Annotated in this window: 22 protein-coding genes; 8 read left to right on the forward strand and 14 right to left on the reverse strand. The window is 65.3% G+C overall.

Translation table 11 applies throughout. From position 1 onward, the window contains the following. The first annotated feature begins 118 nt into the window (after window positions 1–118). From M2395_RS05120 to chrA, 5 genes are all read left to right on the forward strand, one after another. Complete coding sequence (locus M2395_RS05120) at window positions 119–835, forward strand: YafY family protein (protein WP_015635716.1); 717 nt, start codon at window positions 119–121, stop codon at window positions 833–835. Window positions 836–887: 52 nt separating this feature from the next. Then, a complete protein-coding gene (locus M2395_RS05125) occupies window positions 888–1,217 on the forward strand; it encodes a hypothetical protein (protein ID WP_015635715.1) in 330 nt (109 codons plus the stop codon). Window positions 1,218–1,393: 176 nt separating this feature from the next. Next, the gene (gene zapE / locus M2395_RS05130; RefSeq protein ID WP_123430726.1) at window positions 1,394–2,521 is read left to right on the forward strand and encodes a cell division protein ZapE; all 1,128 of its coding nucleotides are present in this window, start codon (window positions 1,394–1,396) and stop codon (window positions 2,519–2,521) included. A 158-nt stretch (window positions 2,522–2,679) separates the two neighbouring features. Further along, window positions 2,680–3,171: a GNAT family N-acetyltransferase gene (locus tag M2395_RS05135; RefSeq protein WP_077935021.1), complete on the forward strand. Its 492-nt coding sequence runs from the start codon at window positions 2,680–2,682 to the stop codon at window positions 3,169–3,171. After that, window positions 3,171–4,358, forward strand: a complete 1,188-nt coding sequence (chrA, locus tag M2395_RS05140; RefSeq protein ID WP_015635712.1) for a chromate efflux transporter — start codon at window positions 3,171–3,173, stop codon at window positions 4,356–4,358. Before M2395_RS05135 ends, chrA begins: the two co-directional genes overlap by 1 nt. On the opposite strand, the gene M2395_RS05145 is transcribed toward chrA, so the two are convergent. From M2395_RS05145 to M2395_RS05165, 5 genes are all read right to left on the reverse strand, one after another. Next, window positions 4,355–5,779 (reverse strand): heavy metal sensor histidine kinase, encoded by a 1,425-nt coding sequence (locus tag M2395_RS05145; RefSeq protein ID WP_123430727.1) that lies wholly within the window; start codon window positions 5,777–5,779, stop codon window positions 4,355–4,357. The two genes, chrA and M2395_RS05145, sit on opposite strands and share 4 nt — an antisense overlap. Beyond that, window positions 5,776–6,450 (reverse strand): heavy metal response regulator transcription factor, encoded by a 675-nt coding sequence (locus M2395_RS05150; RefSeq protein ID WP_011061434.1) that lies wholly within the window; start codon window positions 6,448–6,450, stop codon window positions 5,776–5,778. Before M2395_RS05150 ends, M2395_RS05145 begins: the two co-directional genes overlap by 4 nt. Before the next feature lie 318 nt (window positions 6,451–6,768). Next, entirely contained in the window at window positions 6,769–6,993 is a 225-nt protein-coding gene (locus M2395_RS05155; protein WP_015635710.1) for a hypothetical protein, read from the reverse strand. 292 nt (window positions 6,994–7,285) lie between these two features. Beyond that, window positions 7,286–9,028: a phosphoethanolamine transferase CptA gene (locus tag M2395_RS05160; RefSeq protein ID WP_011061432.1), complete on the reverse strand. Its 1,743-nt coding sequence runs from the start codon at window positions 9,026–9,028 to the stop codon at window positions 7,286–7,288. Between the two features lie 244 nt (window positions 9,029–9,272). After that, window positions 9,273–9,449 (reverse strand): DUF6026 family protein, encoded by a 177-nt coding sequence (locus tag M2395_RS05165; RefSeq protein ID WP_174395770.1) that lies wholly within the window; start codon window positions 9,447–9,449, stop codon window positions 9,273–9,275. Window positions 9,450–9,856: 407 nt separating this feature from the next. Here M2395_RS05165 and gnd point away from each other — a divergent pair, with 407 nt between their 5' ends. From gnd to M2395_RS05180, 3 genes are read left to right on the forward strand one after another with little or no spacing between them, the layout of a single operon-like run. Next, a complete protein-coding gene (gene gnd / locus M2395_RS05170; RefSeq protein ID WP_015635708.1) occupies window positions 9,857–10,837 on the forward strand; it encodes a phosphogluconate dehydrogenase (NAD(+)-dependent, decarboxylating) in 981 nt (326 codons plus the stop codon). Next, window positions 10,834–12,351 (forward strand): glucose-6-phosphate dehydrogenase, encoded by a 1,518-nt coding sequence (gene zwf / locus M2395_RS05175; protein ID WP_047286745.1) that lies wholly within the window; start codon window positions 10,834–10,836, stop codon window positions 12,349–12,351. Before gnd ends, zwf begins: the two co-directional genes overlap by 4 nt. Then, on the forward strand, window positions 12,333–13,169 hold the full coding sequence (locus M2395_RS05180; RefSeq protein ID WP_015635706.1) for an HAD family hydrolase: 837 nt from the start codon (window positions 12,333–12,335) through the stop codon (window positions 13,167–13,169). Before zwf ends, M2395_RS05180 begins: the two co-directional genes overlap by 19 nt. A 90-nt stretch (window positions 13,170–13,259) precedes the next feature. Here M2395_RS05180 and nhaB read toward each other — a convergent pair whose 3' ends face one another. The 9 genes from nhaB to paaA form a co-directional block, all read right to left on the reverse strand. Further along, window positions 13,260–14,762: a sodium/proton antiporter NhaB gene (gene nhaB, locus M2395_RS05185; RefSeq protein ID WP_019093618.1), complete on the reverse strand. Its 1,503-nt coding sequence runs from the start codon at window positions 14,760–14,762 to the stop codon at window positions 13,260–13,262. A gap of 396 nt (window positions 14,763–15,158) precedes the next feature. Beyond that, entirely contained in the window at window positions 15,159–17,213 is a 2,055-nt protein-coding gene (gene paaZ, locus M2395_RS05190) for a phenylacetic acid degradation bifunctional protein PaaZ (protein WP_123430729.1), read from the reverse strand. Between the two features lie 60 nt (window positions 17,214–17,273). Continuing rightward, the gene (locus M2395_RS05195) at window positions 17,274–18,920 is read right to left on the reverse strand and encodes a cation acetate symporter (protein WP_123430730.1); all 1,647 of its coding nucleotides are present in this window, start codon (window positions 18,918–18,920) and stop codon (window positions 17,274–17,276) included. Next, complete coding sequence (locus M2395_RS05200) at window positions 18,917–19,225, reverse strand: DUF485 domain-containing protein (protein ID WP_011061425.1); 309 nt, start codon at window positions 19,223–19,225, stop codon at window positions 18,917–18,919. Before M2395_RS05200 ends, M2395_RS05195 begins: the two co-directional genes overlap by 4 nt. Before the next feature lie 110 nt (window positions 19,226–19,335). Continuing rightward, window positions 19,336–20,412, reverse strand: coding sequence for a 1,2-phenylacetyl-CoA epoxidase subunit PaaE (paaE, locus tag M2395_RS05205; RefSeq protein ID WP_123430731.1), 1,077 nt, complete (start codon window positions 20,410–20,412; stop codon window positions 19,336–19,338). 29 nt (window positions 20,413–20,441) lie between these two features. Further along, window positions 20,442–20,972, reverse strand: a complete 531-nt coding sequence (gene paaD, locus M2395_RS05210) for a 1,2-phenylacetyl-CoA epoxidase subunit PaaD (protein WP_123430732.1) — start codon at window positions 20,970–20,972, stop codon at window positions 20,442–20,444. After that, window positions 20,959–21,720 (reverse strand): 1,2-phenylacetyl-CoA epoxidase subunit PaaC, encoded by a 762-nt coding sequence (gene paaC, locus M2395_RS05215; protein WP_015635700.1) that lies wholly within the window; start codon window positions 21,718–21,720, stop codon window positions 20,959–20,961. Before paaC ends, paaD begins: the two co-directional genes overlap by 14 nt. A gap of 8 nt (window positions 21,721–21,728) precedes the next feature. Further along, a complete protein-coding gene (gene paaB / locus M2395_RS05220; RefSeq protein ID WP_011061421.1) occupies window positions 21,729–22,010 on the reverse strand; it encodes a 1,2-phenylacetyl-CoA epoxidase subunit PaaB in 282 nt (93 codons plus the stop codon). 69 nt (window positions 22,011–22,079) lie between these two features. Then, window positions 22,080–23,069 (reverse strand): 1,2-phenylacetyl-CoA epoxidase subunit PaaA, encoded by a 990-nt coding sequence (paaA, locus tag M2395_RS05225; RefSeq protein WP_123430733.1) that lies wholly within the window; start codon window positions 23,067–23,069, stop codon window positions 22,080–22,082. Window positions 23,070–23,124: the final 55 nt, after the last annotated feature.

Here is a 23,124-nt window from a genome sequence, read left to right on the forward strand (position 1 = left end):
GCTACAAGACCCAGGCAGAACCATGACTGGCAACGTCCCGCCAACCCCCAGCCTCCTGACAGAAACTGTCAGGAGGCTCTGGTAATCTGCGCCGGTGTTTTTTCCGGAGTGCACCTGCGTGTCGCGAGCCAGTCGTTTACTCACCCTGCTGCAGATGCTGCGGGGCAAAAGCCGTCCGGTGACCGCCGCGACCCTGGCCTCGGAGCTGGAAGTTTCCGAGCGCACCCTGTACCGCGATATCGCCGAGCTGACCGCCCTGGGCGCGCCGATCTACGGTGAGGCCGGGATAGGGTATGTGCTGCGCAGCGGGCTGTTCCTGCCGCCGTTGATGCTCAATGCCGACGAGACCGAGGCCGTGGTGCTGGGCCTGCGCTACGTCGACCAGCGCGGCGACGAGGAACTGAGCAAGGCCGCCGCCGATGCCATGGCCAAGATCGCCGCGGTGCTGGCCCCCGCGGCCCAGGACGCACTGCGCAATCCGACCCTGTTGCCCGGCCCGGCGGGCTACGGTTTCCCCGACAACCCGGTGTCGCTCAATGTGTTTCGCCAGGCGATCCGCCTTCAGGCCAAGCTGCTGATCGACTATGCCGACGTCAACCAAAACCCCAGCCAGCGCCGGGTCTGGCCCCTGGCCCTGGGCTTTCTCAACGAGGCCCGGGTGATCGTGGCCTGGTGTGAATTGCGCGAGGATTACCGGACCTTTCGCACCGACCGCATTGCTGCGGCCCAGGAGCAGGGCGAGCGGTATCCGGGGCGGCGCAGCGACTGGCTGCGAGCCTGGCGCAAACGCATGCACAGCGACGAGCAGGGCCGTTTCACTGCTGACAGGAAATGACACGCGGGGGCTTTAGCATGGCCCGCTCATTCAACAGCAAGGAGCTTTTGTCATGTCGGCCATAGACCCTTCCCTGGCCCCGGCCATCGCCGCTTATGTCACGGCCATCAACAGCGGCGACAGCGCAGTGGTGGCGTCGATCTTCGCCGACCGCGCCCAGGTCTTCGATGAACGCGAGCACTGCGTGGGGCCCCAGCAGATCGCCCGCTGGATGGGCAAAGGCGCGTGCCGCCTGGAAATCCTCGGAGTCCAGCAGCGCACCGGCAAAGTGCTGCTCGACAGCCGGGTGTGCGGTGACTTCCCCGGCAGCCCCCAGGCCCTGCGCCATACCTTCCGCCTGGACGCCCAGGGGCGGATCGAACGCCTGGATATTTCCCGCTGATGTAGCCGCTGGCGCAGGCGGCGAAAAACCTGAGCATGCCCAAGGTTTTGCTGGAGATCGCCAGGCAAGGCCCTGCGGTCCTTTTCCCAGCTTCGCGGGCTCGGCAGCGGCTACAGGTCGGCCTGGAGCGACTCATGCTGGCATACTGCGGCTCTTTGCCAGGAGGCCCGAGCCCCATGCCATTCGATTCCCCCATGAGCGCCTACCAATACGCCCTGGAGCAGCAGGGCTTTGTCGCCGACGCGGCGCAGGCGCGGGCGGTGCAGGCCTTGCAGCAATGCCATGAAGCCCTGCATCAAGGGCGCACGGCGGTGCCCGGGGTCTATCTGTGGGGGGCGGTTGGGCGGGGCAAGACCTGGCTGATGGACCAGTTCTACCAGAGCCTGCGGGTCCCGGCGCGGCGCCAGCACTTTCATCATTTCATGGGCTGGGTGCACCAGCGGTCGTTCCAACTGACCGGTATTGCCGACCCCTTGCAGGCCCTGGCCCGGGAGCTGGCCGAAGAGGTGCGGGTGCTGTGTTTCGATGAGCTGTTCGTCAATGACATCGGTGACGCGATCATCCTCGGGCGCCTGTTCCAGGTGATGTTCGACCAGGGCGTGGTGCTGGTCTGCACCTCCAACCAGCCCCCGGAGCAGCTGTATGCCGATGGCTTCAACCGCGAGCGCTTCGTTCCGGCGATCAGCGCCATCCGCCAGCACATGCAGGTGGTGGCGGTGGACGGCGAGCAGGATCACCGCCTGCACCCGGGCGCCGCCGAGCAACGCTACTGGCTTGGCGCCGAGGGGCAGCCGAGCGCCCTGGGGCCGGTGTTCGAGCGCTTGAGTGCCGGGCAGCCGGCGAGTAGCGAGCCGCTGTTGCTCGGCTATCGCCCGTTGCAGGTGGTCAAGGCGTGCGGGACGGTGGCCTGGTGCAGCTTCGTCGAACTGTGCGAACAGCCGTTTTCCGCCATGGACTTCATGGCCCTGTGCGACCGCTTCCAGGCCATTCTCCTGAGCGATGTGCCCAACCTCAGCGCTTGCCAGCGCCCCGCACGCATTGCCCGGGGCACCGAGGATGGTGCCGAGCGGGTGATGGCCGGGGATCGTGAGTTGCCGCAGCTGTCGGTACATGACGACGCGGTGCGGCGTTTCATCGCCCTGGTGGACGAGTGCTACGACCGCAAGGTGCCGCTCTACCTGGAAGCCCGGGTGCCCATGGAACAGCTGTACACCGAGGGCTACCTGGAGTTCGCTTTCCGCCGCACCCTCAGCCGCCTGCAGGAAATGCAGTTGCAGCGTTTTGCCGGTGGGCCCGCGGCCTGAAGGGAAACCTTTCCGGCTGCCGTGGATCCCGGCCGCTGCTTAGGATTTTTTCTGTAGTGCGCGGGTTAAAAATCTTCGTTTGGTCAAATCCCCCAGCCTACAATCGAGGCTGCCTGAGCCCTGAGCGCTCACTTTCAATACGTTGATCGAGGATGAACATGGACGTTGCCGATGTCGTGGTGTTGCAAGCCAGTTACAGCAACCCGGTGCATGCCGAAGCCATAGGCGTGTTGCTCAACCACTATGCCGAGGACCCCATGGGCGGCGGCCAGCCCCTGGACGCAGACCGGCTCCAGCAGTTGCCGGCGGAACTGGCCAAGCGGCCCCAGGCGTTCAGCGTGCTGGCCTTTGCCGGCGGGCAGCCGGTGGGCCTGGTGAACTGCTTCGAAGGCTTCTCCACCTTTGCCTGCCGGCCCCTGGTGAATATCCATGACGTGGTGGTGCTGGACAGCTACCGCGGCCAGGGCCTGAGCAAGCGCCTGCTGCAGAAGGTCGAGGACATCGCCCGGCAACGGGGCTGCTGCAAGGTCACCCTGGAAGTGCTGGAGGGCAATGCCCAGGCCCAGGCCGCCTATCGCGCCTGCGGTTTCGCCAATGCCATGCTCGACCCGACTCACGGGCGCATGCTGTTCTGGAGCAAAGCCTTGTAATGCACGCCCCCAGCCCCTGCGCGCCGGTCCCGGTAGAAACACCCTGGCGGATCTTCCTGGTGTTTCTGCGCCTGGGCCTGAGTTCGTTTGGCGGGCCGCTGGCGCACCTGGGCTACTTTCGCCAGGAATTCGTCCAGCGCCGGCGCTGGCTGGGGGAGGCGGCCTATGCCGAGCTGGTCGCGCTGTGCCAGTTTCTTCCCGGACCTGCCAGCAGTCAGGTCGGCATCGCCCTGGGATTGTCTCGCCGTGGCCTGCCCGGGGCCCTGTGTGCCTGGGCCGGCTTTACCTTGCCTTCGGCCCTGGCCCTGGCACTGCTGGCCCTGGGGTTGGGGGGCGGGGTCCCGGCCGGGGCGCTCAAGGGCTTGCAACTGGTGGCGGTGGCGGTGGTGGCCCAGGCCTTGTGGGGCATGGCCCGCAGCCTGTGCCGGGGCGCCTTGCAGATCGTCATTGCAGTGCTGGCCGCGGCGCTGGTGCTGCGCTGGCCGGGCCTGGGCGGGCAGTTGCTGGTGATGCTGCTGGCGGCGCTGCTGGGCCGCTGGCTGATCAGGCCGGTGTTCCAGGTGCAGGTCCAGAGCCCTCCCTCTGGGTCGAGTCGCCGCCTGGGGGCGTGTTGCCTGGGGCTGGCGCTATTGCTGCTGGTGCTGTTGCCGGGGCTGGTGCTGCTCTGGCCGGGGCGCCTGCTGAGCCTGTTCGATGGTTTCTACCGGGTCGGCGCTCTGGTATTCGGTGGCGGCCATGTGGTGCTGCCGCTGTTGCAGGCGCAGGTGGTGGAGCCCGGCTGGGTCAGCAGCCCGCTGTTCCTGGCCGGGTACGCCAGCGCCCAGGCGATGCCCGGCCCGCTGTTCAGCGTCGCGGCCTTTCTCGGCGCGGCCATCGATGGCTGGAGTGGGGCGGTGGTGTGCCTGCTGGCGATCTTTCTGCCGGGGTTGTTGCTGGTGATCGGCGTGGTGCCCTTCTGGCAGCGGCTGCGCCACCGCCAGGGCATCCAGGCGGCCCTGGCCGGGGTCAATGCCGCGGTGGTGGGCCTGCTGGCGGCAGCGTTGTACCAACCCCTGTGGACCAGCAGCGTGACCGGCGCGCCGGAACTGGTGGCGGTGTTGCTGGCGCTGCTGCTGTTGCGCAGCGGCCGGGTGCCGCCCTGGGCCCTGGTGCTGCTGGGGGCCGGTGCCGGTGCCTGGCTGCTCTAGAGGTCGTGCTGCGCCGGGTCGAGCCGGGGGAATACCAGGCGGAACTCGGTCAGGAGTTCCGGGATGCTGCTGACCTCGGTGCGCCCCTGGTGCAGGTTCATGATCGAACGGACGATGGCCAGGCCCAGCCCGGTGCCGCCTTCGGCCCGGGTGCGGCTGCTGTCGACCCGATAGAAGCGCTCGAACAGATGGGGCAGGTGGCTGGCAGCGATGCCCGGGCCGGGGTTGCCCACGCTCAGGCTCACGGCCTCCATGGTCTGCTCCACCCGCAGGCTGATCTGCCCCCGCGCCGGGCTGTGGCGAATGGCGTTGGACAGCAGGTTGGAAATGGCCCGCTGGATCATCAGCCGGTCCCCCAGCACCCAGGCATCGCCACTGGGCTGCAGTTGCAGCTGCTTCTCTTCGGCGCTCAGGGCGAACAGGTCGATGACCCGGCGCGCTTCTTCCCCCAGCGAGACCCGGGCGAACCGGGCCTGGGACGCCGGCTGGCTGACCTGGGCCAGGAACAGCATGTCGGCGACGATCCGCGTGACCCGCTCCAGCTCTTCGATGCTGGCCTCCAGCACCGCCTTGTACTCCTCTGGCGGGCGTTCCCGGGACAAGGTCACCTGGGCCTTGCCCATCAGGTTGCTGATGGGCGAGCGCAACTCGTGGGCCAGGTCGTCGGAGAACTGCGACAGGCGCTGCACGCCGCCGTCCAGGCGTTGCAGCATGACATTGATGCCCTGGCCCAGCTCCGCCAGCTCCCGGGGCAGGCCCTGCAGCTTCAGGCGGTGGGTCAGGTCCTGGGTGGTCACCCGCGCCGCGACCCGGCTGAACTGCTGCAGCGGCAGCAGGCCCCGTTGCACCAGCCACCAGGCGCCGAAACCGATCAGCAGCAGCAACAGGGGCAGGGCGATCACCGTGGAACGCAGGTAGGCGCTGAGCAGCGCCTGATCGTTGCTGCGGTCCAGGGTCAGTACCACCTGGACCTGCTCGCCGTTGCGCAGGCTCATCTGCCGCAGGGCGCTGAGCAAGGGGTTGCCGCGGCTGTCGCGCCAGTCGATATAGCCGTCGCCACCGATATTGCCCAGGGGCTCGGGCAGGGACTCCTGGGCCATGCCGCCGACAATCAGCAGGGGTTCGGCCAGCGGATCGCTGCCGAGGATGCTCAATTGCAGGTTGTCGTGGCCCATCACCAGGTCCAGCAGGGAATGGGGGCGGGCCGCCAGGTCACTGCTCTTGAGGTCGCTGGTGAGGCTGTGCCGGATCTGCTCCAGCTTGCTGTCCAGGCCCTTGCGCGCCAGGTTGTCCAGCTCATGGTTCAACGCCAGGTAGGCCAGGGTTGCCAGCAGCACCACCAGTGCCGCGCCCATCAGGGCGACGGTCAGCCCCAGGCGCATGGACAGGCTGCTGGCCGCGGCGGCGGGGCGCGCTGTCATGGGCGTGCTTCCAGGACATAACCGACACCGCGCAGGGTATGGATCAGCTTGACGTCACTGGCGTCGTCGATCTTGCCCCGCAAGCGGCTGATGGAGACTTCCACCACATTGGTGTCGCAGTCGAAGTTCATGTCCCAGACCAGGGAAATGATCTGGGTGCGGGTCAGTACTTCTCCGCTGTGGCGCATCAATACATGCAGCAGGGTGAACTCCTTGGTCGTCAGGTCGATACGCCGACTGCCGCGATAAGCCCGATGACGGCGCGGGTCAAGTTGCAGGTCGGCAACTTGCAGAACTTCCGGTTGGACAATGACTTCACTACGACGCATCAGGGTACGAACCCGGGCCAGCAACTCGGGAAATTGAAACGGTTTGACCAGATAATCATCGGCGCCCATATCCAGGCCCTTGACCTTGTCTTCCAGGCGCCCGCGGGCAGTCAACATCATGACCCGTGCGGGATAGTTTCCCTGCAGTTGTTCAAGAACTTGCCAACCATCTTTGCCGGGCAGGTTGATATCCAGGATTACCAATTCATAGGGCTGTTGTTGAATCAGGTGCAGGCCGTCCACGCCATTGTTCGCCCGGTCCACCACATAGCCACTTTCACTCAGGCCCTGATGCAGGTAGTCGGCCGTCTTGGGTTCGTCCTCAATCACCAGAATGCGCATTGCAATATCCTCTTCAAAGCTGTCGGGGCTGTCGAGCGAGCGCAGGTTAAAGTCTGTAGTAGCTATAGGGTCAATAAAATAACCCAGCTAATTCAACTGATTAACCAGGCTGTCCGATCAGTGGCGAGTGGCATGGTGCGGCGATACTAATTGAGCCGGGGCACTGCGGGCGGCAGATGACCGGGTTGTCATCTGCCTGTCATGCGGGTGCAAGAGAAGGAGGGCAGCCCCTATGAAAAAGGCGCCCGCAAGGGCGCCAAACATCCACTTCTGGCAAAGGAGCAGATTGCCGGGAAGGGGTATCGCTGGAACTGGGGGTCAGGCACCAGGCTGTTGTTGCTTGGCATCCGAGGCGGAATAGTTGGGCTCGGATTTCTGCTTTTCGGCTTTTGCGGTGTTTTCGGTCTTGTCGCCATGAAGTTGCTGCTGGCTAACGCGGAAGTTGTCATAGAAGCGCTGCATATTTTCCGAGCCACCTTCGGCAAAGGCCGCGCTGGAACCTACCAGAATCAGGCCGCTTAATACCAAAGTTGAAAGTTTCATGCTGTTTTTCCTGCTTAAGAATGTTCGGTACTTGTTACGTCCCTGCACAAGAAGTGATGGGCGAAAGTTTCACCGAAGTGTATTAAGCGAGGGTTAACGTCAGCCTGAAGTGCTGATTACAATTTCGACATCATGTGTCTTTGCCGGCGCTTGGCCGCGCTGGCCGGCAAGGGCACCTCCTTGAAGGCGCCGCCTGCGGACGCGGCCTGGTGCAAAAAAAAGCCCCGGGAACCGGCCAGGGTTCTCGGGGCTGTTTGCCGGCAAGCCGGATCCTGCGGGCGTGACAGGGGGCTTACTTCTGTACCACCGTGGCTTCGACCGGAGCCTTGGGTTTCATCAGGCTGAAGTCGATCAAGGGCTTGCTCTGGCGCGAGTAGGGGTCGCCGATCAGCAGCGGGCGTGGCTTGAAGCTGTCGCTCACCAGGCTGCGGCTGTGGTCCAGCTCATCGAAACTCAGGCCCGCCAGGTCCGCCCAGGTGTGAATCAGCTGGGAACTCATGTAGGGGCGGCTGAGGTCCGAGGCAAAGCTCCAGTCATGGGTTTCCCGCCATTTCGGCGAGGCCCAGGCCATGAACGGAATGGTGTACATCGGCGCCGTCGGCCGGGCTTCGTTGCGCCCCAGGGTGTCATGGCCGGCGGAGTCGAAGACGTCCTCGCCGTGGTCCGAGAGGTACAGCAGGAAACCGTTGGGGTCGGTCTTGGCGTAGTTCTTGATCAGGTTCGAGACCACGAAGTCGTTGTACAGCACGGCGTTGTCGTAGCTGTTGTAGGTGGGCAACTGGTCGTCGCGCACGCCGGCCGGTACGCCCTGGCGATCATTGAACTTGTCGAAGCTGGGCGGGTAGCGGTACTGGTAGCTCATGTGGGTGCCCAGCAGGTGGACCACGATGAACTTGCGCGGTGCGCTGTCGGCCAGGGCCTTGGAGAACGGTTCGAGCACGTCGCCGTCGTACTGGCGGGCGTTCTGGTTGCGGTTGTTGTTCAGGTACACCTGCTCGTCCGCCTGTTCGGAGAAGGTGGTGAGCATGGTGTTGCGCTTGGTCATGGTCTGCTGGTTGGTGATCCAGTAGGTCTTGTAGCCGGCCTGCTTCATCACGCTGACCAGGGACGGGCTCTTGAGGTACAGGTCGGGGTTTTCTTCGTCGGCGAAGGTCAGTACCTGCTGCAGCGCCTCGATGGTGTAGGGGCGCGGGGTGATGACGTTGTTGAAGATCGCCAGCTGGTCCTTGAGCTTGTCCAGCTCCGGGGTGGTCTGGCGCGGGTAGCCGTACAGGCTCATGCGCTGGCGGTTGGTGGATTCGCCAATGACCAGTACCAGGGTCGCCGGCTGGTTGGCCATGCTGTCCTTGAGGTTGGTCAGGGGGGCGATCTTGCTGGCGCTGGCGAGCATGCCCTGCATGCCGTCCAGTTGCTCGCGGTAGCGGCGATAGGCAATCACCATCTGCCAGGGCACGGCGGGCTCGATGCGGGTTTCGAATTTCTCCAGGCCGGCGGCCAGGGTATCGGCGCGGGAGATCTGCTTGACCAGCGGGTAGCCGACGATGGCCACCAGGATTGCCGTCGCCGCCACCAGGGCCTGGCCCCGAGGCAGGTAGACCGGGCGCAGGCGGGTCCAGAGGAAGAAGGCGAATGCGCTGTGGGCGAGGAACGCCAGGAGCATCCACCAGGCAAAGTACTGGGTCAGGTATTCACCGGCTTCCGAGGGGTTGGACTCGAACATGATGAAGATGACGCTTTGCGAGAACTCCTGCTGGTAGACGAAGAAGTAGCCCAGGCTGGCCATGGAACAGGCCCAGAGCACCACGCCGATCACGGCGGCCATGACTTTGGTGCGCGCCGGGAACAGCAGCATCGGTGCCAGCCAGATGGCGCTCATGAAGAACGCCTGGCGGAAACCGGTGAAGCCGGAGGTGTCGGTCAGCTGGATCAGCAGTTGGGTGATGCCGGAGAAATACCAGAAGAACAGGAACAGCCAGAGCAGCCCCATCCAGTCAAAACCTTTCGCAGATGCACTACTGCGTTTGAACAATGCCATTGAGCGCTCCCCAGGGATCCAGATTCATTGCGCGCCAAGGGCGTCGCGAATGAGCGCCGTCTTGTAACAAGACGGCCACAATGGCCGGGAGTATCGACAGGCAAGTGTGAAAACTTTGTCAGCTGAACGTCGCTATTTTGTGGTCTGCAACGGGGGGCTATGGCGGTATGGCGAGGGAAGGCGGCTTGGCCCGGGACCTGCAGCGGGGCTGAACGCAGGTCGGGCCTGCGTTCAGGGGCGAGGCTCAGCTCGCGGAGGAGAGGTGTAGCGGCGCCGGTTGACCCTGGCTTTGCAACTGCAGGCGCAATTGTGCGAGCTCCCGTTGCAGTTGATCGCGTTCGTCTTTGAGTTGACGCAATTCGTCACGACGAATGCTGACGTACAGGGTTTGTGTTGGTCGTGCCGGTAGTACTGTGCCCATTGCTTCACCTCGCAAATGGCGTGTCTCAACTATGCTTCGCTGGCCGCATCCCTGCGCAAAACACTATCGGCGGCAATTTTATTTCTTTTTCGGGCAAAGGGAACTTTTTTATTTTTCGCGGTCGCTGTGTCTTCGCGCAGATTTGCAGCGTTATCCACCCAGGGCCAGGGAAACTTCAGGGGCTGGCACGGGACTAATCTTCATTGTTCTGCTGCCCGTCAGGGGAATCGGCTGGGGCCGGTCGATGGGTAATTCGCGCCGTCGGGGGTAAAAACTCGGAATCTACCTGAAGATTGCGCTGTCTTGGGGCTTCTTGCCTTGTATAGTTGCGCCCCTCGGGATTTTGCCCCGGCCCACTGGGCTATAACTTTTTTTGATCAGAATTTTTGCAGTAGGAGCATCAGCACATGCAACTGGGGATTATTGGACTGGGCCGCATGGGCGGCAACATTGCACGGCGCCTGATGCTCAATGGGCACGAGACCGTAGTCTTTGACCGCAACACCGACTTCGTCAGCGCCCTGGCCGCTGAAGGCGCCAAGGGCGTCGCCGACCTGCCGGCCCTGGTGGCGGGCCTGGAAAAGCCCCGGGCGGTCTGGGTCATGCTGCCCGCGGGCGCACCCACCGAAGACACCATCGACACCCTCAGCCAGTTGCTGGAGCCGGGCGATGTGATCATCGACGGTGGCAACACCTACTATAAAGACGACATCCGCCGCGCCCGCGACCTGGCGCAAAAGGGCCTGAAGTACATCGACGTCGGCACCTCCGGCGGCGTCTGGGGCCTGGAGCGTGGCTACTGCATGATGATCGGCGGCGACGCCGCCGAAGTGCTGCGCCTGGACCCGCTGTTCGCCGCCCTGGCGCCCGGCATGGGCACCATCCCGCGGACCAAGGACCGGGTCGCCGATGACGACCGTGCCGAACGCGGCTACATCCACGCCGGCCCGGCCGGTTCCGGGCACTTCGTCAAGATGATCCACAACGGCATCGAGTACGGCATGATGCAGGCCTTCGCCGAGGGCTTCGACATCCTCAAGACCAAGGCCTCGGAAAGCCTTCCGGAAGACCAGCGCTTCGACCTCAATGTCGCCGATATCGCCGAAGTCTGGCGCCGTGGCAGCGTGGTGTCCTCCTGGCTGCTGGACCTGACCGCCGATGCCCTGGCGGGCGATCCGAAGCTCGACGGCTTCTCCGGCTCGGTGGCCGACAGTGGCGAAGGGCGCTGGACCATCGAAGCGGCCATGGAGCAATCGGTGCCGGTGCCGGTGCTGTCCAACTCGCTGTTCTCCCGCTACCGCTCCCGCGGCCAGGGCACCTACGGTGACAAGCTGCTGTCGGCCATGCGCTTCGGCTTTGGCGGCCATGTGGAGACCGGGAAAAAATGACCACCACGCGAAAGAAGTCCAAGGCGTTGCCGGCGCCGCCGACCACGCTGTTCCTGTTCGGCGCCCGCGGTGATCTGGTCAAGCGCCTGCTGATGCCGGCGCTGTACAACCTCAGCCGCGACGGTTTGCTGGATGAGGGGCTGCGGATTGTCGGCGTTGACCACAACGCGGTGAGCGACGCCGAGTTCGCCACGCTGCTGGAAGACTTCCTTCGCGATGAAGTGCTCAACAAGCAAGGCCAGGGGGCGGCGGTGGATGCCGCCGTCTGGGCCCGCCTGACCCGGGGCATCAGCTATGTCCAGGGCGATTTTCTCGACGACTCCACCTATGCCGAACTGGCGGCGCGGATTGCCGCCAGCGGCACCGGCAACGCGGTGTTCTACCTGGCCACCGCACCGCGCTTCTTCAGTGAAGTGGTGCGCCGCCTGGGCAGCGCCGGGTTGCTGGAGGAGGGGCCGCAGGCTTTTCGCCGGGTGGTGATCGAAAAACCCTTCGGCTCCGACCTGCAGACCGCCGAAGCCCTCAACGGCTGCCTGCTCAAGGTCATGAGCGAGAAGCAGATCTATCGCATCGACCATTACCTGGGCAAGGAAACGGTCCAGAACATCCTGGTCAGCCGTTTTTCCAACAGCCTGTTCGAGGCATTCTGGAACAACCATTACATCGACCACGTGCAGATCACCGCGGCGGAAACCGTCGGCGTGGAAACCCGTGGCAGCTTTTATGAACACACCGGTGCCCTGCGGGACATGGTGCCCAACCACCTGTTCCAGTTGCTGGCGATGGTGGCCATGGAGCCGCCCGCTGCCTTTGGCGCCGATGCGGTACGTGGCGAAAAGGCCAAGGTGGTGGGGGCTATCCGCCCCTGGTCCGTGGAAGAGGCCCGGGCCAACTCGGTGCGCGGCCAGTACAGCGCCGGTGAAGTGGCCGGCAAGGCCCTGGCGGGCTACCGCGAGGAAGCGAACGTGGCGCCGGACAGCAGCACCGAAACCTACGTTGCGCTGAAGGTGATGATCGACAACTGGCGCTGGGTCGGGGTGCCGTTCTACCTGCGCACCGGCAAGCGCATGAGTGTGCGCGACACCGAGATCGTCATCTGCTTCAAGCCGGCGCCCTATGCACAGTTCCGCGATACCGAGGTCGAGCGCCTGTTGCCGACCTACCTGCGGATCCAGATCCAGCCCAACGAAGGCATGTGGTTCGACCTGCTGGCGAAAAAGCCCGGGCCGAGCCTGGACATGGCCAACATCGAACTGGGTTTTGCCTACCGCGACTTTTTCGAGATGCAGCCCTCCACCGGCTACGAAACCCTGATCTACGACTGCCTGATCGGCGACCAGACCCTGTTCCAGCGCGCCGACAACATCGAGAACGGCTGGCGCGCGGTGCAACCCTTCCTCGATGCCTGGCAACAGGACGCCAGCTTGCAGAGCTACCCGGCGGGCGTGGATGGCCCGGCAGCCGGGGATGAACTGCTGGCCCGGGATGGCCGCGTATGGCGACCCCTGGGGTGAGTGGCGTGCAGGCGCGGCCTGTCGAGTTCCTCCTCAGTGACATGGACGGCACCCTGTTGCGCCCCGACCACAGCCTCAGCCCCCGCACCCTGGACGCGGTCCGTGCGCTGCGCGAGGCCGGGGTAGCCTTCAGCCTGGCCACCGGACGGCCGCCGCGGGCCATGCTGCAGCAGATCGAGGCCCTGGGCGTCGACCTGCCCACTGCCGGCTTCAACGGCGGCAGTATCGTCAAGCCCGATGGCAGTTTCCTGGCTCGTCACCATGTTCCGGTGGAAGCGGCGGTCACCGCCTTGCTGCTGTTCGAACCCTGCCCACAGGTCGAGACCTGGGTGTTTGCCGACAACGAATGGCTGCTGCGCAACCTGGACGGTGCCCTGATGCCCCTGGAGCGCCAGGCGCTGGGTTACGCCCCCAAGGTGGTGGACAGCTTCGAGGAATACCTGCCGCGCATCGACAAGATCGTCGCCGCCAGCAGCGATCACCGCTTGCTGGTGCAGTTGGAGGCCCGCCTGCAGGCCGCCACTGCAGGGCAGGCCCAGGCGTCCCGTTCCCAACCCAGGTTCCTCGATCTCACTGCCTTGCAGGCGGACAAGGGGCAGGCCCTGGTGACCCTGGCCGAATACCTGGGGGTGCCGCTGGAGCGCACCGCGGCCCTGGGCGATGGCGGCAACGACCCGGCGATGTTCCAGCGTGCCGGCCTGTCGATTGCCATGGGCCAGGCGGAAGAACAGGTCAAGCGCCAGGCTGATGTGATCACCGGCAGCAACCTGGAAGACGGCGCCGCCGAAGCCATCGAGCGCTATATCCTCATGCGCTGAGGGCCGTGGCCCGGCATCGCGCCGGGCCACGGCCCCCAGTCCTGCACCCATTGCGCCCCATCTGCAGTCCCGGGGCGCCCCAAGCGGCGGTTACAACCAGTAGCTCACCGCGTACCAGCCCAGCAGCCCCATCACCACGGTGTAGGGCAGGGCCATCCACACCATCCGTCCGTAGGACAGGCGTACCAGCGGCGCAATCGCCGAGGTCAGCAGGAACAGGAAGGCCGCCTGGCCGTTGGGCGTGGCCACGCTCGGCAGGTTGGTACCGGTATTGATGGCGATCGCCAGGGTTTCGAAGTGCTCGCGGCTCATCTGCCCGGAGATGAAGGCCTGTTTCACTTCGGTGATGTAGATGGTGGCCACGAACACGTTGTCGCTGATGGCCGAGAGCAGGCCATTGGCAATGAACAGCATGCCCGGCTGCTGGTCCGCCGGCAGCGCCAGCACCCACTGGATCAGCGGGGTGAACAGCTGCTGCTGGTGAATCACCGCCACCACGGCAAAGAACACCACCAGCAGGGCGGTGAAAGGCATGGCGTCCTTGAACGCGTTGCCCAGGCGGTGCTCGTCGGTGATCCCGGTAAAGGCGGTGATCAGTACGATCACCAGCAGGCCGATCAGCCCGACCTCGGCCACATGCAGGGCCAGGGCGACGATCAGGATCAGTGCCGCCAGCCCCTGCACCAGCAGGGCCGCGCGCTGGCGCGAGGTGCGCTGGGCATCGTCCTCGGCGGCGTAGTTGGCCAGCACCTGGCGCACGTTGTCCGGCAGCAGGGTGCCGTAGCCGAACCAGCGCAGCTTCTCCAGCAGTACGCAGGTCACCAGGCCAGCCGCCAGGACCGGCATCGAAACCGGTGCCACCTTGCTGAAGAAATCGGCGAAGTGCCAGCCCATTTCATGGCCGATCAGCAGGTTCTGCGGTTCCCCCACCAGGGTGCACACACCGCCCAGGGCGGTGCCCACGGCGCCATGCATCAGCAGGCTGCGCAGGAAGGCACGGAACTGCTCCAGGTCGTCATGATGCAGGGCAGGCAACTGTTGGTCGTCGGCGAAGGCGCTGTCCTGACGCGGGTCATTGCCGGACGCCACCCGGTGATACACCGAATAGAAGCCTACCGCGGCGCTGATGATCACCGCGGTAACGGTCAGGGCGTCGAGAAAGGCCGAGAGGAAGGCCGAGAGAAAGCAGAACAGCAGGCCCAGCAGCGCCTTGGAGCGCACCCCCAGCAGCAGCCGGGAGAACAGGTAGAGCAGCAACTCCTTCATGAAGTAGATGCCGGCCACCATGAACATCAGCAGCAGGATCACCGGGAAGTTGTGCACCAGCTCGTCATACAGCGCCTGGGGCGTGGTCATGCCCAGCACCAGTGCCTGCACCAGCAGCAGGCCGCCGGGCATCAAGGGGTAGCACTTGAGGGCCATGGCCAGGGTGAAGATGAATTCGATCACCAGGCACCAGCCGGCGGCGGCCGGGCTGACAGCGAAGAACAGCAGAGGGTTGAGCAACAGGAACGCGACAATGCTTGCCTTGTACCAGCGGGGTGATTGGCCGAGAAAATTGTGGGCGAACGCCTGGGCCATTGAACCGGACATTGGCGGCTCCTTGTAGTGAGAAGCGCGCAACTTGCCCCATGGCGGATTGATAATCAAGAATTGATGAAATCTTTTGCGACAAACTTCGCCAGCGCCCCAGCGGCCGCCAGTGCACGACCTTCCGTAGGAGCCGGCTTGCCGGAGAAGAGGGCCTCGAGTCTTGCGCAGTCTTCAAGCACGCCTTCGCTGGCAAGCCAGCTCCTACGGGGGGCTGGCGGCGCGAAACTGTTGTAGGAGCCGGCTTGCCGGCGAAGAGGGCCTCGAGCCTTGCGCAGTCCTCAAGCACGCCTTCGCTGGCAAGCCAGCTCCTACGGGGGGGGCTGGCGGCGCGAAACTCTTGTAGGAGCCGGCTTGCCGGCGAAGAGGGCCTCGAGCCTTGCGCAGCCTTCAACGGTTTCACTCAGTACGCTTGGCCACCAGGGTCAGGATGTCGTAGCTGGCCACCACCTCGCCCAGCTGGTTGCTGACTTCCACATCCCAGGCCACCACTCCTTGCGGCGTGCCCTGGGGGCTGAGCTTGCCCTGGTCGATCTTGCGCTTGCAGGTCAGGCGCGCCTGCAGGGTGTCGCCAATGCCCACCGGGGTGATGAAGCGCAGGGTGTCCAGGCCGTAGTTGGCCAGCACCGGGCCGGGGCCCGGGGAAACGAACAGCCCGGCCGCCGCCGACAGCACGAAATAGCCATGGGCGATGCGCTTGCCGAACTGCGACGCCTTGGCGGCAATGTCGTCGAAATGCATGTAGAAGTGGTCCCCGGACAGGCAGCCGAAGTTCACCAGGTCGGCCTCGGTCACGGTGCGCCGGTGGGTCAGCAGGGATTCGCCGATCCGCAGGTCCTGGAAGTGCCGGCGGAAGGGGTGGACCTCGGTTTCGATCACCTGGGCACCGCGCACGTACTCACCGGTTACCGCCGTCAGCATGCTTGGCGAGCCCTGGATCGCCGCCCGTTGCAGGTAATGCTTGACCGCCCGCAGGCCCCCCAGCTCTTCGCCACCCCCGGCGCGGCCCGGGCCGCCATGCTTGAGCTGTGGCAGGGGCGAGCCGTGGCCGGTGGATTCGCCAGCACAGTGGCGGTCCAGCACCAGCAAGCGACCGTGCCAGGCCGCAGCCCGGGGAATGACCTGGGCGGCAATGGCCGGGCTCTTGGTGACCAGGCTGGCCACCAGGCTGCCCTTGCCGCGAGAGGCCAGCTCCAGTGCCTGGTCCAGGTCGTCATAGGCCATCAGGGTGCTGACCGGGCCAAAGGCTTCGATGTCGTGGGCGCCGCCCTCGGCCATGGGATCGCGCGCCAGCAACAGGGTCGGGGCGAAGAACGCGCCCTGGCTGACGTTTGTGCCTCGGGGCTCGAAGCCGTCCCGGGCACCGAACAGCAGGTCGCTGCTGTGCAGCAGGCTTTGCAGGCGCTCGGCCACATCGCGCTGCTGTTCATGGGAGGCCAGGGCGCCCATGCGCACACCTTCCACCGCCGGGTCGCCCACCACCACCTTCGACAGGCGTTCGCGCAACCTGGTGGCCACCACATCCAGTTGTTTGGCGGGGATGATGGCGCGGCGGATGGCGGTGCACTTCTGCCCGGCCTTGACCGTCATTTCCCGTGCCACTTCCTTGATGAACAGCTCGAACTCCTCGTCGTCCGGGCTTACGTCCGGGGCCAGGATCGCGCAGTTCAGCGAGTCGGCCTCGGCATTGAACGGCACCGAGTGGCGGATCAGGTTGGGGTTGGCCCGCAGCTTGCCGGCAGTGCTGGCAGAGCCAGTGAAGGTCACCAGGTCCTGGCCTTGCAGGCGATCCAACAGGTCGCCGGTGCCACCTATCACCAGTTGCAGGCTGCCTTCGGGCAGCAGCCCGGATTCATGCATCAGCCGCACTGCGGCTTCGGTCAGGTAGCTGGTGGCGCTGGCGGGCTTGACGATGCATGGCATGCCGGCCAGGAAACACGGGGCGAACTTCTCCAACATGCCCCAGATCGGGAAGTTGAACGCGTTGATGTGCACCGCCACGCCCCCTCGGGGCACAAGGATGTGGCTGCCGGCGAAGCTGCCGAGCTTGCTCAGGGATTGCGCCGGGCCTTCGTGCAACAGGTTGCCCGACGGCAGTTCCCGGGCGCCGAGGCCGGCGTAGCTGAACAGGGTGCTGTTGCCGCCCTCGATATCGATCCAGCTGTCGGCCCGCGTCGCGCCGCTGTGATGGGACAGGGCATAGAGCTGCTCCTTGCGCTCGCTCAGATACAGCGCCAGGGCCTTGAGGCGCTGGGCCCGCTGCTGGAAATCCAGGGCCAGCAAGGCCTTGCCGCCCTGATGGCGACCAAAGGCCAGGGCCTCGGCGAAGTCCGGGGCCTCCTCGTGGGCGTGCGCTACTTCATGCCCATCGATGGCGCTGCGCAGTGACTGGGCCGGATGCTGGCCGAACCAGCGGCCGGCGATGAAGCTTTGCAGGGTAGGAGCCTGTGGCATGGGGATTCCTCCAGAGGGTGAACCGGGTTTGAGCGCGGCAGCCCGCACTCATGGATGGGGTCAATGATGAGTGGCGCCGGATGCGCCAATGCCGGTCATGGAACGGATGAACTGCGCCAGGTAGCGCCCGCGCTCCAGTTCGGCCCGGGGCGAGCGGTCGCTGACGGAGAAGGCCCAGGCACAGAAGAACGCCAGGCTCATGGAAAACAGCGCCGGGTTGGCATAGGGAAACAGCGCCTGGGGGTGATGCAGCACATTGACCCAGACCGCCGGGCTGAGCATCAGCAGCACAATCGCAGAGACCAGGCCAGCCAGGCTGCCGCCCACCGCGCCGCGAGTGGTGAGGCCTTTCCAGAACATGGAAAGAAACAGCACCGGGAAATTCACCGAAGCGGCGATGGCCAGCACCAGCCCCGAGAGAAAGGCAATGTTCTGCGATTCGAACAACAGCCCCAGCAGCACCGCCAGCACCCCGATGCACAGGGTGGCGATCCGCGAGACGCGCATTTCCTGCCGGGTGCTGGCCTGGCCCTTGCGCAGCACGCAGGCGTACAGGTCGTGGGAGACCGCCGAGGCGCCGGACAGCGCCAGCCCGGCCACCACCGCCAGGATGGTGGCGAAGGCCACGGCCGAGATGAAGCCCAGGAACAGGTTGCCGCCCACCGCCTGGGCCAGGTGCACGGCAATCATGTTGGCGCCGCCGATGATCGCGCCGCCGGCATCGCGGTACTGGGGCTCGGTACCGACCATGACGATGGCGCCGAAGCCGACAATGATCAGCAGCAGGTAGAAGTAGCCGATGAAACCGGTGGCGTAGAACACGCTCTTGCGCGCTTCCCGGGCATCGCTGACGGTGAAGAAGCGCATGAGGATGTGCGGCAGGCCGGCGGTGCCGAACATCATGCCCAGCCCCAGGGAAATGGCATCGATGGGGTTCGACAGCAACCCACCCGGGGCCATGATCGCGCTGCCCTTGGCGTGCACCGCGCTGGCCTGGGCGAACAGCGCCTCGCTGCTGAAGCCGAAGTGCTTGAGCACCATGAAGGCCATGAAGCTGGTGCCCGAGAGCAGCATCAGCGCCTTGATGATCTGTACCCAGGTGGTGGCCAGCATGCCGCCGAAGGTCACGTAGCAGACCATCAGCAGGCCCACCAGCATCACCGCATAGAGGTAGCTGATGCCGAACAGCAGCTCGATCAGCTTGCCGGCGCCGACCATCTGCGCCACCAGGTACATCAGCGCCACGCTCAGGGTGCCGAAGGCCGAGGTCAGGCGCACCGGCGTCTGGGCCAGGCGATAGGACACCACGTCGGCGAAGGTGTACTTGCCCAGGTTGCGCAGGCGTTCGGCGATCAGGAACAGGATGATCGGCCAGCCGGCCAGCACCCCCAAGGCGTACAACAGACCGTCGTAGCCATTGAGGAACATCATTGCCGAGATGCCGAGGAAGGACGCCGCGGAAATCATGTCGCCGGCGATCGCCAGGCCATTCTGCAAGCCGCTCATGCCGCCACCGGCGGTATAGAAGTCGCTGGCGGAGCGGGTGCGCCGGGCGGCCCAGCGGGTGATGCCGAGGGTCATCAGGACAAACACCAGAAACATGCCGATGGCGTTCCAGTTCAATGGCCGCGCCGGCGTGTCGGCCGCCAGGGCCAGGTCGGTGGCCAGCAGGCAGGGCAGCAGGAATAGAGCGAGCAGGCGCTTCATGGCTGGCACTCGCGCTTGAGCTTGTCGTTCAGCGGGTCCAGCAGGCGGTTGCTGCGGTAGACGTAGAAGCCGGTGAGGGCAAAGGCCAGGCCGATCATAGCCACGCCCACCGGCATGCCGACGCTGGTGGCTCCGCCGGCCAACGAGCGCCCCAGCAGCCCGGGGTGGAAAGCCACCAGCAGTACGAAGCCGTAGTAGGCCAGGAGCATGATCAGGGTCAGCGACCAGTAGAGGCGCTGCTTGCGCCGCACCAGCTGGATGAAGTCCGGATGGCGGGTGATGCGGGCGATCTGTTGTGGGGTCATGGCGCGTTCTCTTGTTTTTGTTGTTGCTGGCACGTGAAGGCGCTGCGCGGCCTTTCGCAGCTTCGCTGGGGCTCGGCAGCGGCTACGGGCGGCTGCGGGGAGCGCCGGAGTCAGAGCTGGTCGAAGTCCAGTACCACCTTGTCGCTGAGCGGGAACGATTGGCAGGAGAGGACGTAGCCGGCCGCGACTTCGTAGTCTTCCAGGGCGTGGTTGCTGTCCATTTCCACTTCGCCTTCGATGACCTTGCATTTGCAGGTGGAGCAGACTCCGGCCTTGCACGAGTAGGGCAGTTCGGCGCCCTGGGCGTTGCCGGCGTCGAGAATGCTCTGGCTGTTGCGCGGCAGGTCGAAGGCCAGGGCGCGGCCGTCGCTGATGACGGTGACCCGGCTGTGCCGGGCATCCAGGGCGCTGGCGGTTTCCCGGGCCTGGCGCTTGTGCCCGTCGCTGCCGGCGTGGAACAGTTCGAAGTGGATGCGCTCGGCCGGCATGCCGGCAGCCTTGAGGCTGTCGCGCACGGTTTCGGTCATGGCCTGGGGGCCGCAGATGAACGCGGCCTCCAGTTGCTGGACGTCGAGCCAGCGGGAAAACAGCTGCTGGCACTTGCCCTGGTCGATGCGCCCGTTGTACAGGTCGATGTCCTGCCGTTCGCGGCTGAACACGAACATCAGGTTCAGCCGCTGCAGGTAGCGGTTCTTCAGGTCCTCAAGCTGTTCGCGAAACAGCGCCGAGTTGCTGGAGCGGTTGCCGTAGAGCAGGGTGACCCGGCTGTGGGGCTCGGTTTGCAGGGTGCTCTTGATGATCGACAGGATCGGCGTGATGCCGCTGCCGGCCGCCACCGCCAGGTAATGGCCGCGCCGCGCCGGGTCCAGCTCCACATGGAAACGCCCGGCCGGGGGCATCACGTCCAGGCTTTGGCCGGGCTGCAATCGTTCATTGGCGAAGGCCGAGAAACGCCCGCCGGCCACGCGCTTGACCGCGATGCGCAGTTCACCGTCGTTGATCCCGGTGCAGATCGAATAGGAGCGGCGCACTTCCTCGCCTTCAAGCTCGGTGCGCAGCACCAGGTGCTGGCCCTGGGTGAAGTGGAAGTGCTGCTGCAGGTGCGGGGGAACCTCGAAGGCGATGGACACCGCGTCGCGGGTTTCATTGCGCAGGTCCTTGATGGTCAGGCGGTGGAACTGGCTCATGGTGGTTCTCCACTGCGGCGCCGGGCCGCTCAGATGCACTTGAAGTAGTCGAAGGGTTCCAGGCAATCACGGCAGCGATACAGGGCCTTGCAGGCGGTGGAGCCGAACTCGCTGAGGCGCTCGCTGTGGGCGCTGCCGCATTGCGGGCAGAGCACCTGGGGCGTTTCTCCCAGCAGGCTGCGCTTGCTGCTGCCCGAGGGCGGTGCAATGCCGTAGGCCTGCAGGCGCTGGCGCCCGCGCTCGGTGATCCAGTCGGTGGTCCAGGCCGGGGTCAGCTGGCGCAGCAGCCTGGGTGCCTTGAAGCCGGCGCGCTCCAGGGCCTGGCGGATGTCGCTGTCGATCACCTCGGTGGCCGGGCAGCCGGAGTAGGTCGGGGTGACCGTCACCTGCAGGTGCCCCTGGTGCCAGTCGAGGTGGCGCACGATGCCCAGGTCGAGCACGCTGACCACCGGCACTTCCGGGTCCATGACCCGGTCGAGGGTGGCCCAGGCGGTGTCCAGGTCCCCGGGCAACGGGTCGCGTGCCCCCAGGTCGCTGCCGATCAGCTCACCAGACCGCATCGGGATAGGCTCGCGGCAGTGATTGCATCTGGGCCAGCAGCAGGCCCAGGTGTTCGGTATGCAGGCCTTTGCGCGCATCCAGGTAGAAGTGGCTGGGCGCTTCGGGCACAGGCAGGGTGGCCCGGGCGAACACCGCGGCGACCCTGTCCTGCCAGGCGGTGGCGACCTGAGCCGGGTCTGCCAGCAGCCCGGCCTGGTGCAACGCGTTCTCCGCAGGATCGGTGGCGATCAGTTCCCCGGTAAAGCGCCACAGCCGCGGCAGGGCCTGGAGCATGCGCCGGTGGCTTTCCTCGGTGCCATCCCCCAGGCGCTCGACCCATTCGCTGGAGCGACGCAGGTGGTAGGTGACTTCCTTGAACGCCTTGGCGGCGACCCCGGCGATGCGTGGATCGCCGGACAGGCACAGGCCACGGAGGGTTTCCAGGTGCCAGGCGTCGTAGAAGAACTGCTTGAGCATGGTCACCGCGAAGTCGCCATTGGGTTGTTCCACCAGCAGCAGGTTGCGGTAGGCGCGTTCGTCGCGGCGAAAGGCCAGATGGTCGGCATCTCGCCCATCCGCCAGCAGTTCGGCGGCATAGTCCAGCCAGTTGCGGGCCTGGCCCACCAGGTCGAGACCGACGTTCATCAGTGCCAGTTCTTCTTCCAGGGCCGGGGCCCGGCCGCACCATTCGCACAGGCGCTGGCCCTGGACCAGGGCACTGTCGCCCAGGCGCAGCAGGTGGTTGAGCAGATCGTTTGCAGGGTTCATGGCCGGCCTCACATGTGTCCGACTTCGGGGGGCAACTGATAGAAGCTGGCGTGGCGGTAGACCTTGTCGTCCGCCGGGTCGAACAGCGGCTCCTTTTCGTCCGGCGAGGAGGCGACGATCTGCGCCGACGGCACCACCCACAGGCTCACGCCTTCGCTGCGCCGGGTGTAGAGGTCGCGGGCGTTGGCCATGGCCATCGGGGCATCGGCGGCGTGCACGCTGCCGACATGCTTGTGGTTGAGGCCGTGCTTGCTGCGCACGAAAACCTCGTAGAGGGTCCATTCAGACATTGCAGTGACTCCACATCAGGGCTGGAGGGCCATTGCCCCTGGGGGCAATGACCGGGGGTGAACGGGCTCTCAGGCGGCGTCGCGAGCGGCCTTCCGGGCGGCGTGGGCCACGGCGGCAGCCCGCACCCAGGCGCCGTCCTCGGTGGCCTGGCGGCAGGTGTCCAGGCGTTCCTGGTTGCACGGGCCGTTGCCCTTGAGCACTTCGTAGAATTCTTCCCACTGGATTTCGCCAAAGTCGTAATGGCCGCGCTCGGCGTTCCACGCAAGCTCCGGGTCGGGGCAGGTGCAGCCCAGCAGCTCCAGTTGCGGGATGGTCTGGTCGATGAAGCGCTGGCGCAGTTCGTCGTTGCTCTGGCGCTTGATCTTCCAGGCCATGGACTGGGCACTGTTGGGGGAGTGTTCGTCGCTGGGGCCGAACATCATCAGGGCCGGCCACCAGAGACGGTTGATGGCGTCCTGGACCATGTCCCGCTGTGCCTGGTTGCCCTCGCGCATCATGGTCAGGAGGATTTCGTAGCCCTGGCGCTGGTGGAAGCTCTCTTCCTTGCAGATGCGCACCATGGCCCGGGAATAGGGGCCGTAGGAGGTGCGTTGCAGCACCACCTGGTTGACGATGGCCGCGCCATCCACCAGCCAGCCCACGGCGCCCATGTCGGCCCAGTTCAGGGTCGGGTAGTTGAAGATGCTCGAATACTTGGCCTTGCCGCTGTGCAGCCGGGCCACTTCTTCGTCGCGGTCGGCCCCCAGGGTTTCCATGGCGCTGTACAGGTACAGGCCGTGGCCGGCTTCGTCCTGGATCTTGGCCATCAGTTGCAGCTTGCGCTTGAAGGTCGGGGCACGGGTGACCCAGTTGCCTTCGGGCAGCATGCCGACGATTTCCGAATGGGCGTGCTGGGAGATCTGCCGGATCAGGGTCTGGCGGTAGGCCTCGGGCATCCAGTTCTTGGCTTCGATCTTGATCTCGCCGTCGATCCTTTGCTGGAAGCTGCGTTCCTGTTCGGACATCTCGGCCAGTGGCGTGACGCGCTTGACCCCCGTTTCTACCAGCTGTGCGTACATGTGGCGTCTCCCGGTGTGAAGGTGTGGCTGGGCATGGGAATGTTTATATGTGATA

The organism is Pseudomonas sp. BIGb0176, assembly GCF_024810175.1.
Classification (GTDB): Bacteria; Pseudomonadota; Gammaproteobacteria; order Pseudomonadales; family Pseudomonadaceae; genus Aquipseudomonas; species Aquipseudomonas protegens.

Bases quoted from the DNA above. Each gene is read 5' to 3' on its own strand.
- zapE (WP_123430726.1), top strand. From the start codon at position 1,394: ATGCCATTCGATTCCCCCATGAGCGCCTACCAATACGCCCTGGAGCAG.
- M2395_RS05155 (WP_015635710.1), bottom strand. From the start codon at position 6,993: ATGAAACTTTCAACTTTGGTATTAAGCGGCCTGATTCTGGTAGGTTCC.
- paaZ (WP_123430729.1), bottom strand. From the start codon at position 17,213: ATGCCACAGGCTCCTACCCTGCAAAGCTTCATCGCCGGCCGCTGGTTC.
- nhaB (WP_019093618.1), bottom strand. From the start codon at position 14,762: ATGTCCGGTTCAATGGCCCAGGCGTTCGCCCACAATTTTCTCGGCCAA.
- zwf (WP_047286745.1), top strand. From the start codon at position 10,834: ATGACCACCACGCGAAAGAAGTCCAAGGCGTTGCCGGCGCCGCCGACC.
- M2395_RS05180 (WP_015635706.1), top strand. From the start codon at position 12,333: ATGGCGACCCCTGGGGTGAGTGGCGTGCAGGCGCGGCCTGTCGAGTTC.
- M2395_RS05160 (WP_011061432.1), bottom strand. From the start codon at position 9,028: ATGGCATTGTTCAAACGCAGTAGTGCATCTGCGAAAGGTTTTGACTGG.
- paaD (WP_123430732.1), bottom strand. From the start codon at position 20,972: ATGCGGTCTGGTGAGCTGATCGGCAGCGACCTGGGGGCACGCGACCCG.
- M2395_RS05195 (WP_123430730.1), bottom strand. From the start codon at position 18,920: ATGAAGCGCCTGCTCGCTCTATTCCTGCTGCCCTGCCTGCTGGCCACC.
- gnd (WP_015635708.1), top strand. From the start codon at position 9,857: ATGCAACTGGGGATTATTGGACTGGGCCGCATGGGCGGCAACATTGCA.
- M2395_RS05135 (WP_077935021.1), top strand. From the start codon at position 2,680: ATGGACGTTGCCGATGTCGTGGTGTTGCAAGCCAGTTACAGCAACCCG.
- M2395_RS05165 (WP_174395770.1), bottom strand. From the start codon at position 9,449: ATGGGCACAGTACTACCGGCACGACCAACACAAACCCTGTACGTCAGC.
- paaC (WP_015635700.1), bottom strand. From the start codon at position 21,720: ATGAACCCTGCAAACGATCTGCTCAACCACCTGCTGCGCCTGGGCGAC.
- chrA (WP_015635712.1), top strand. From the start codon at position 3,171: ATGCACGCCCCCAGCCCCTGCGCGCCGGTCCCGGTAGAAACACCCTGG.
- paaA (WP_123430733.1), bottom strand. From the start codon at position 23,069: ATGTACGCACAGCTGGTAGAAACGGGGGTCAAGCGCGTCACGCCACTG.
- M2395_RS05145 (WP_123430727.1), bottom strand. From the start codon at position 5,779: ATGACAGCGCGCCCCGCCGCCGCGGCCAGCAGCCTGTCCATGCGCCTG.
- M2395_RS05200 (WP_011061425.1), bottom strand. From the start codon at position 19,225: ATGACCCCACAACAGATCGCCCGCATCACCCGCCATCCGGACTTCATC.
- M2395_RS05125 (WP_015635715.1), top strand. From the start codon at position 888: ATGTCGGCCATAGACCCTTCCCTGGCCCCGGCCATCGCCGCTTATGTC.
- M2395_RS05150 (WP_011061434.1), bottom strand. From the start codon at position 6,450: ATGCGCATTCTGGTGATTGAGGACGAACCCAAGACGGCCGACTACCTG.
- paaB (WP_011061421.1), bottom strand. From the start codon at position 22,010: ATGTCTGAATGGACCCTCTACGAGGTTTTCGTGCGCAGCAAGCACGGC.
- paaE (WP_123430731.1), bottom strand. From the start codon at position 20,412: ATGAGCCAGTTCCACCGCCTGACCATCAAGGACCTGCGCAATGAAACC.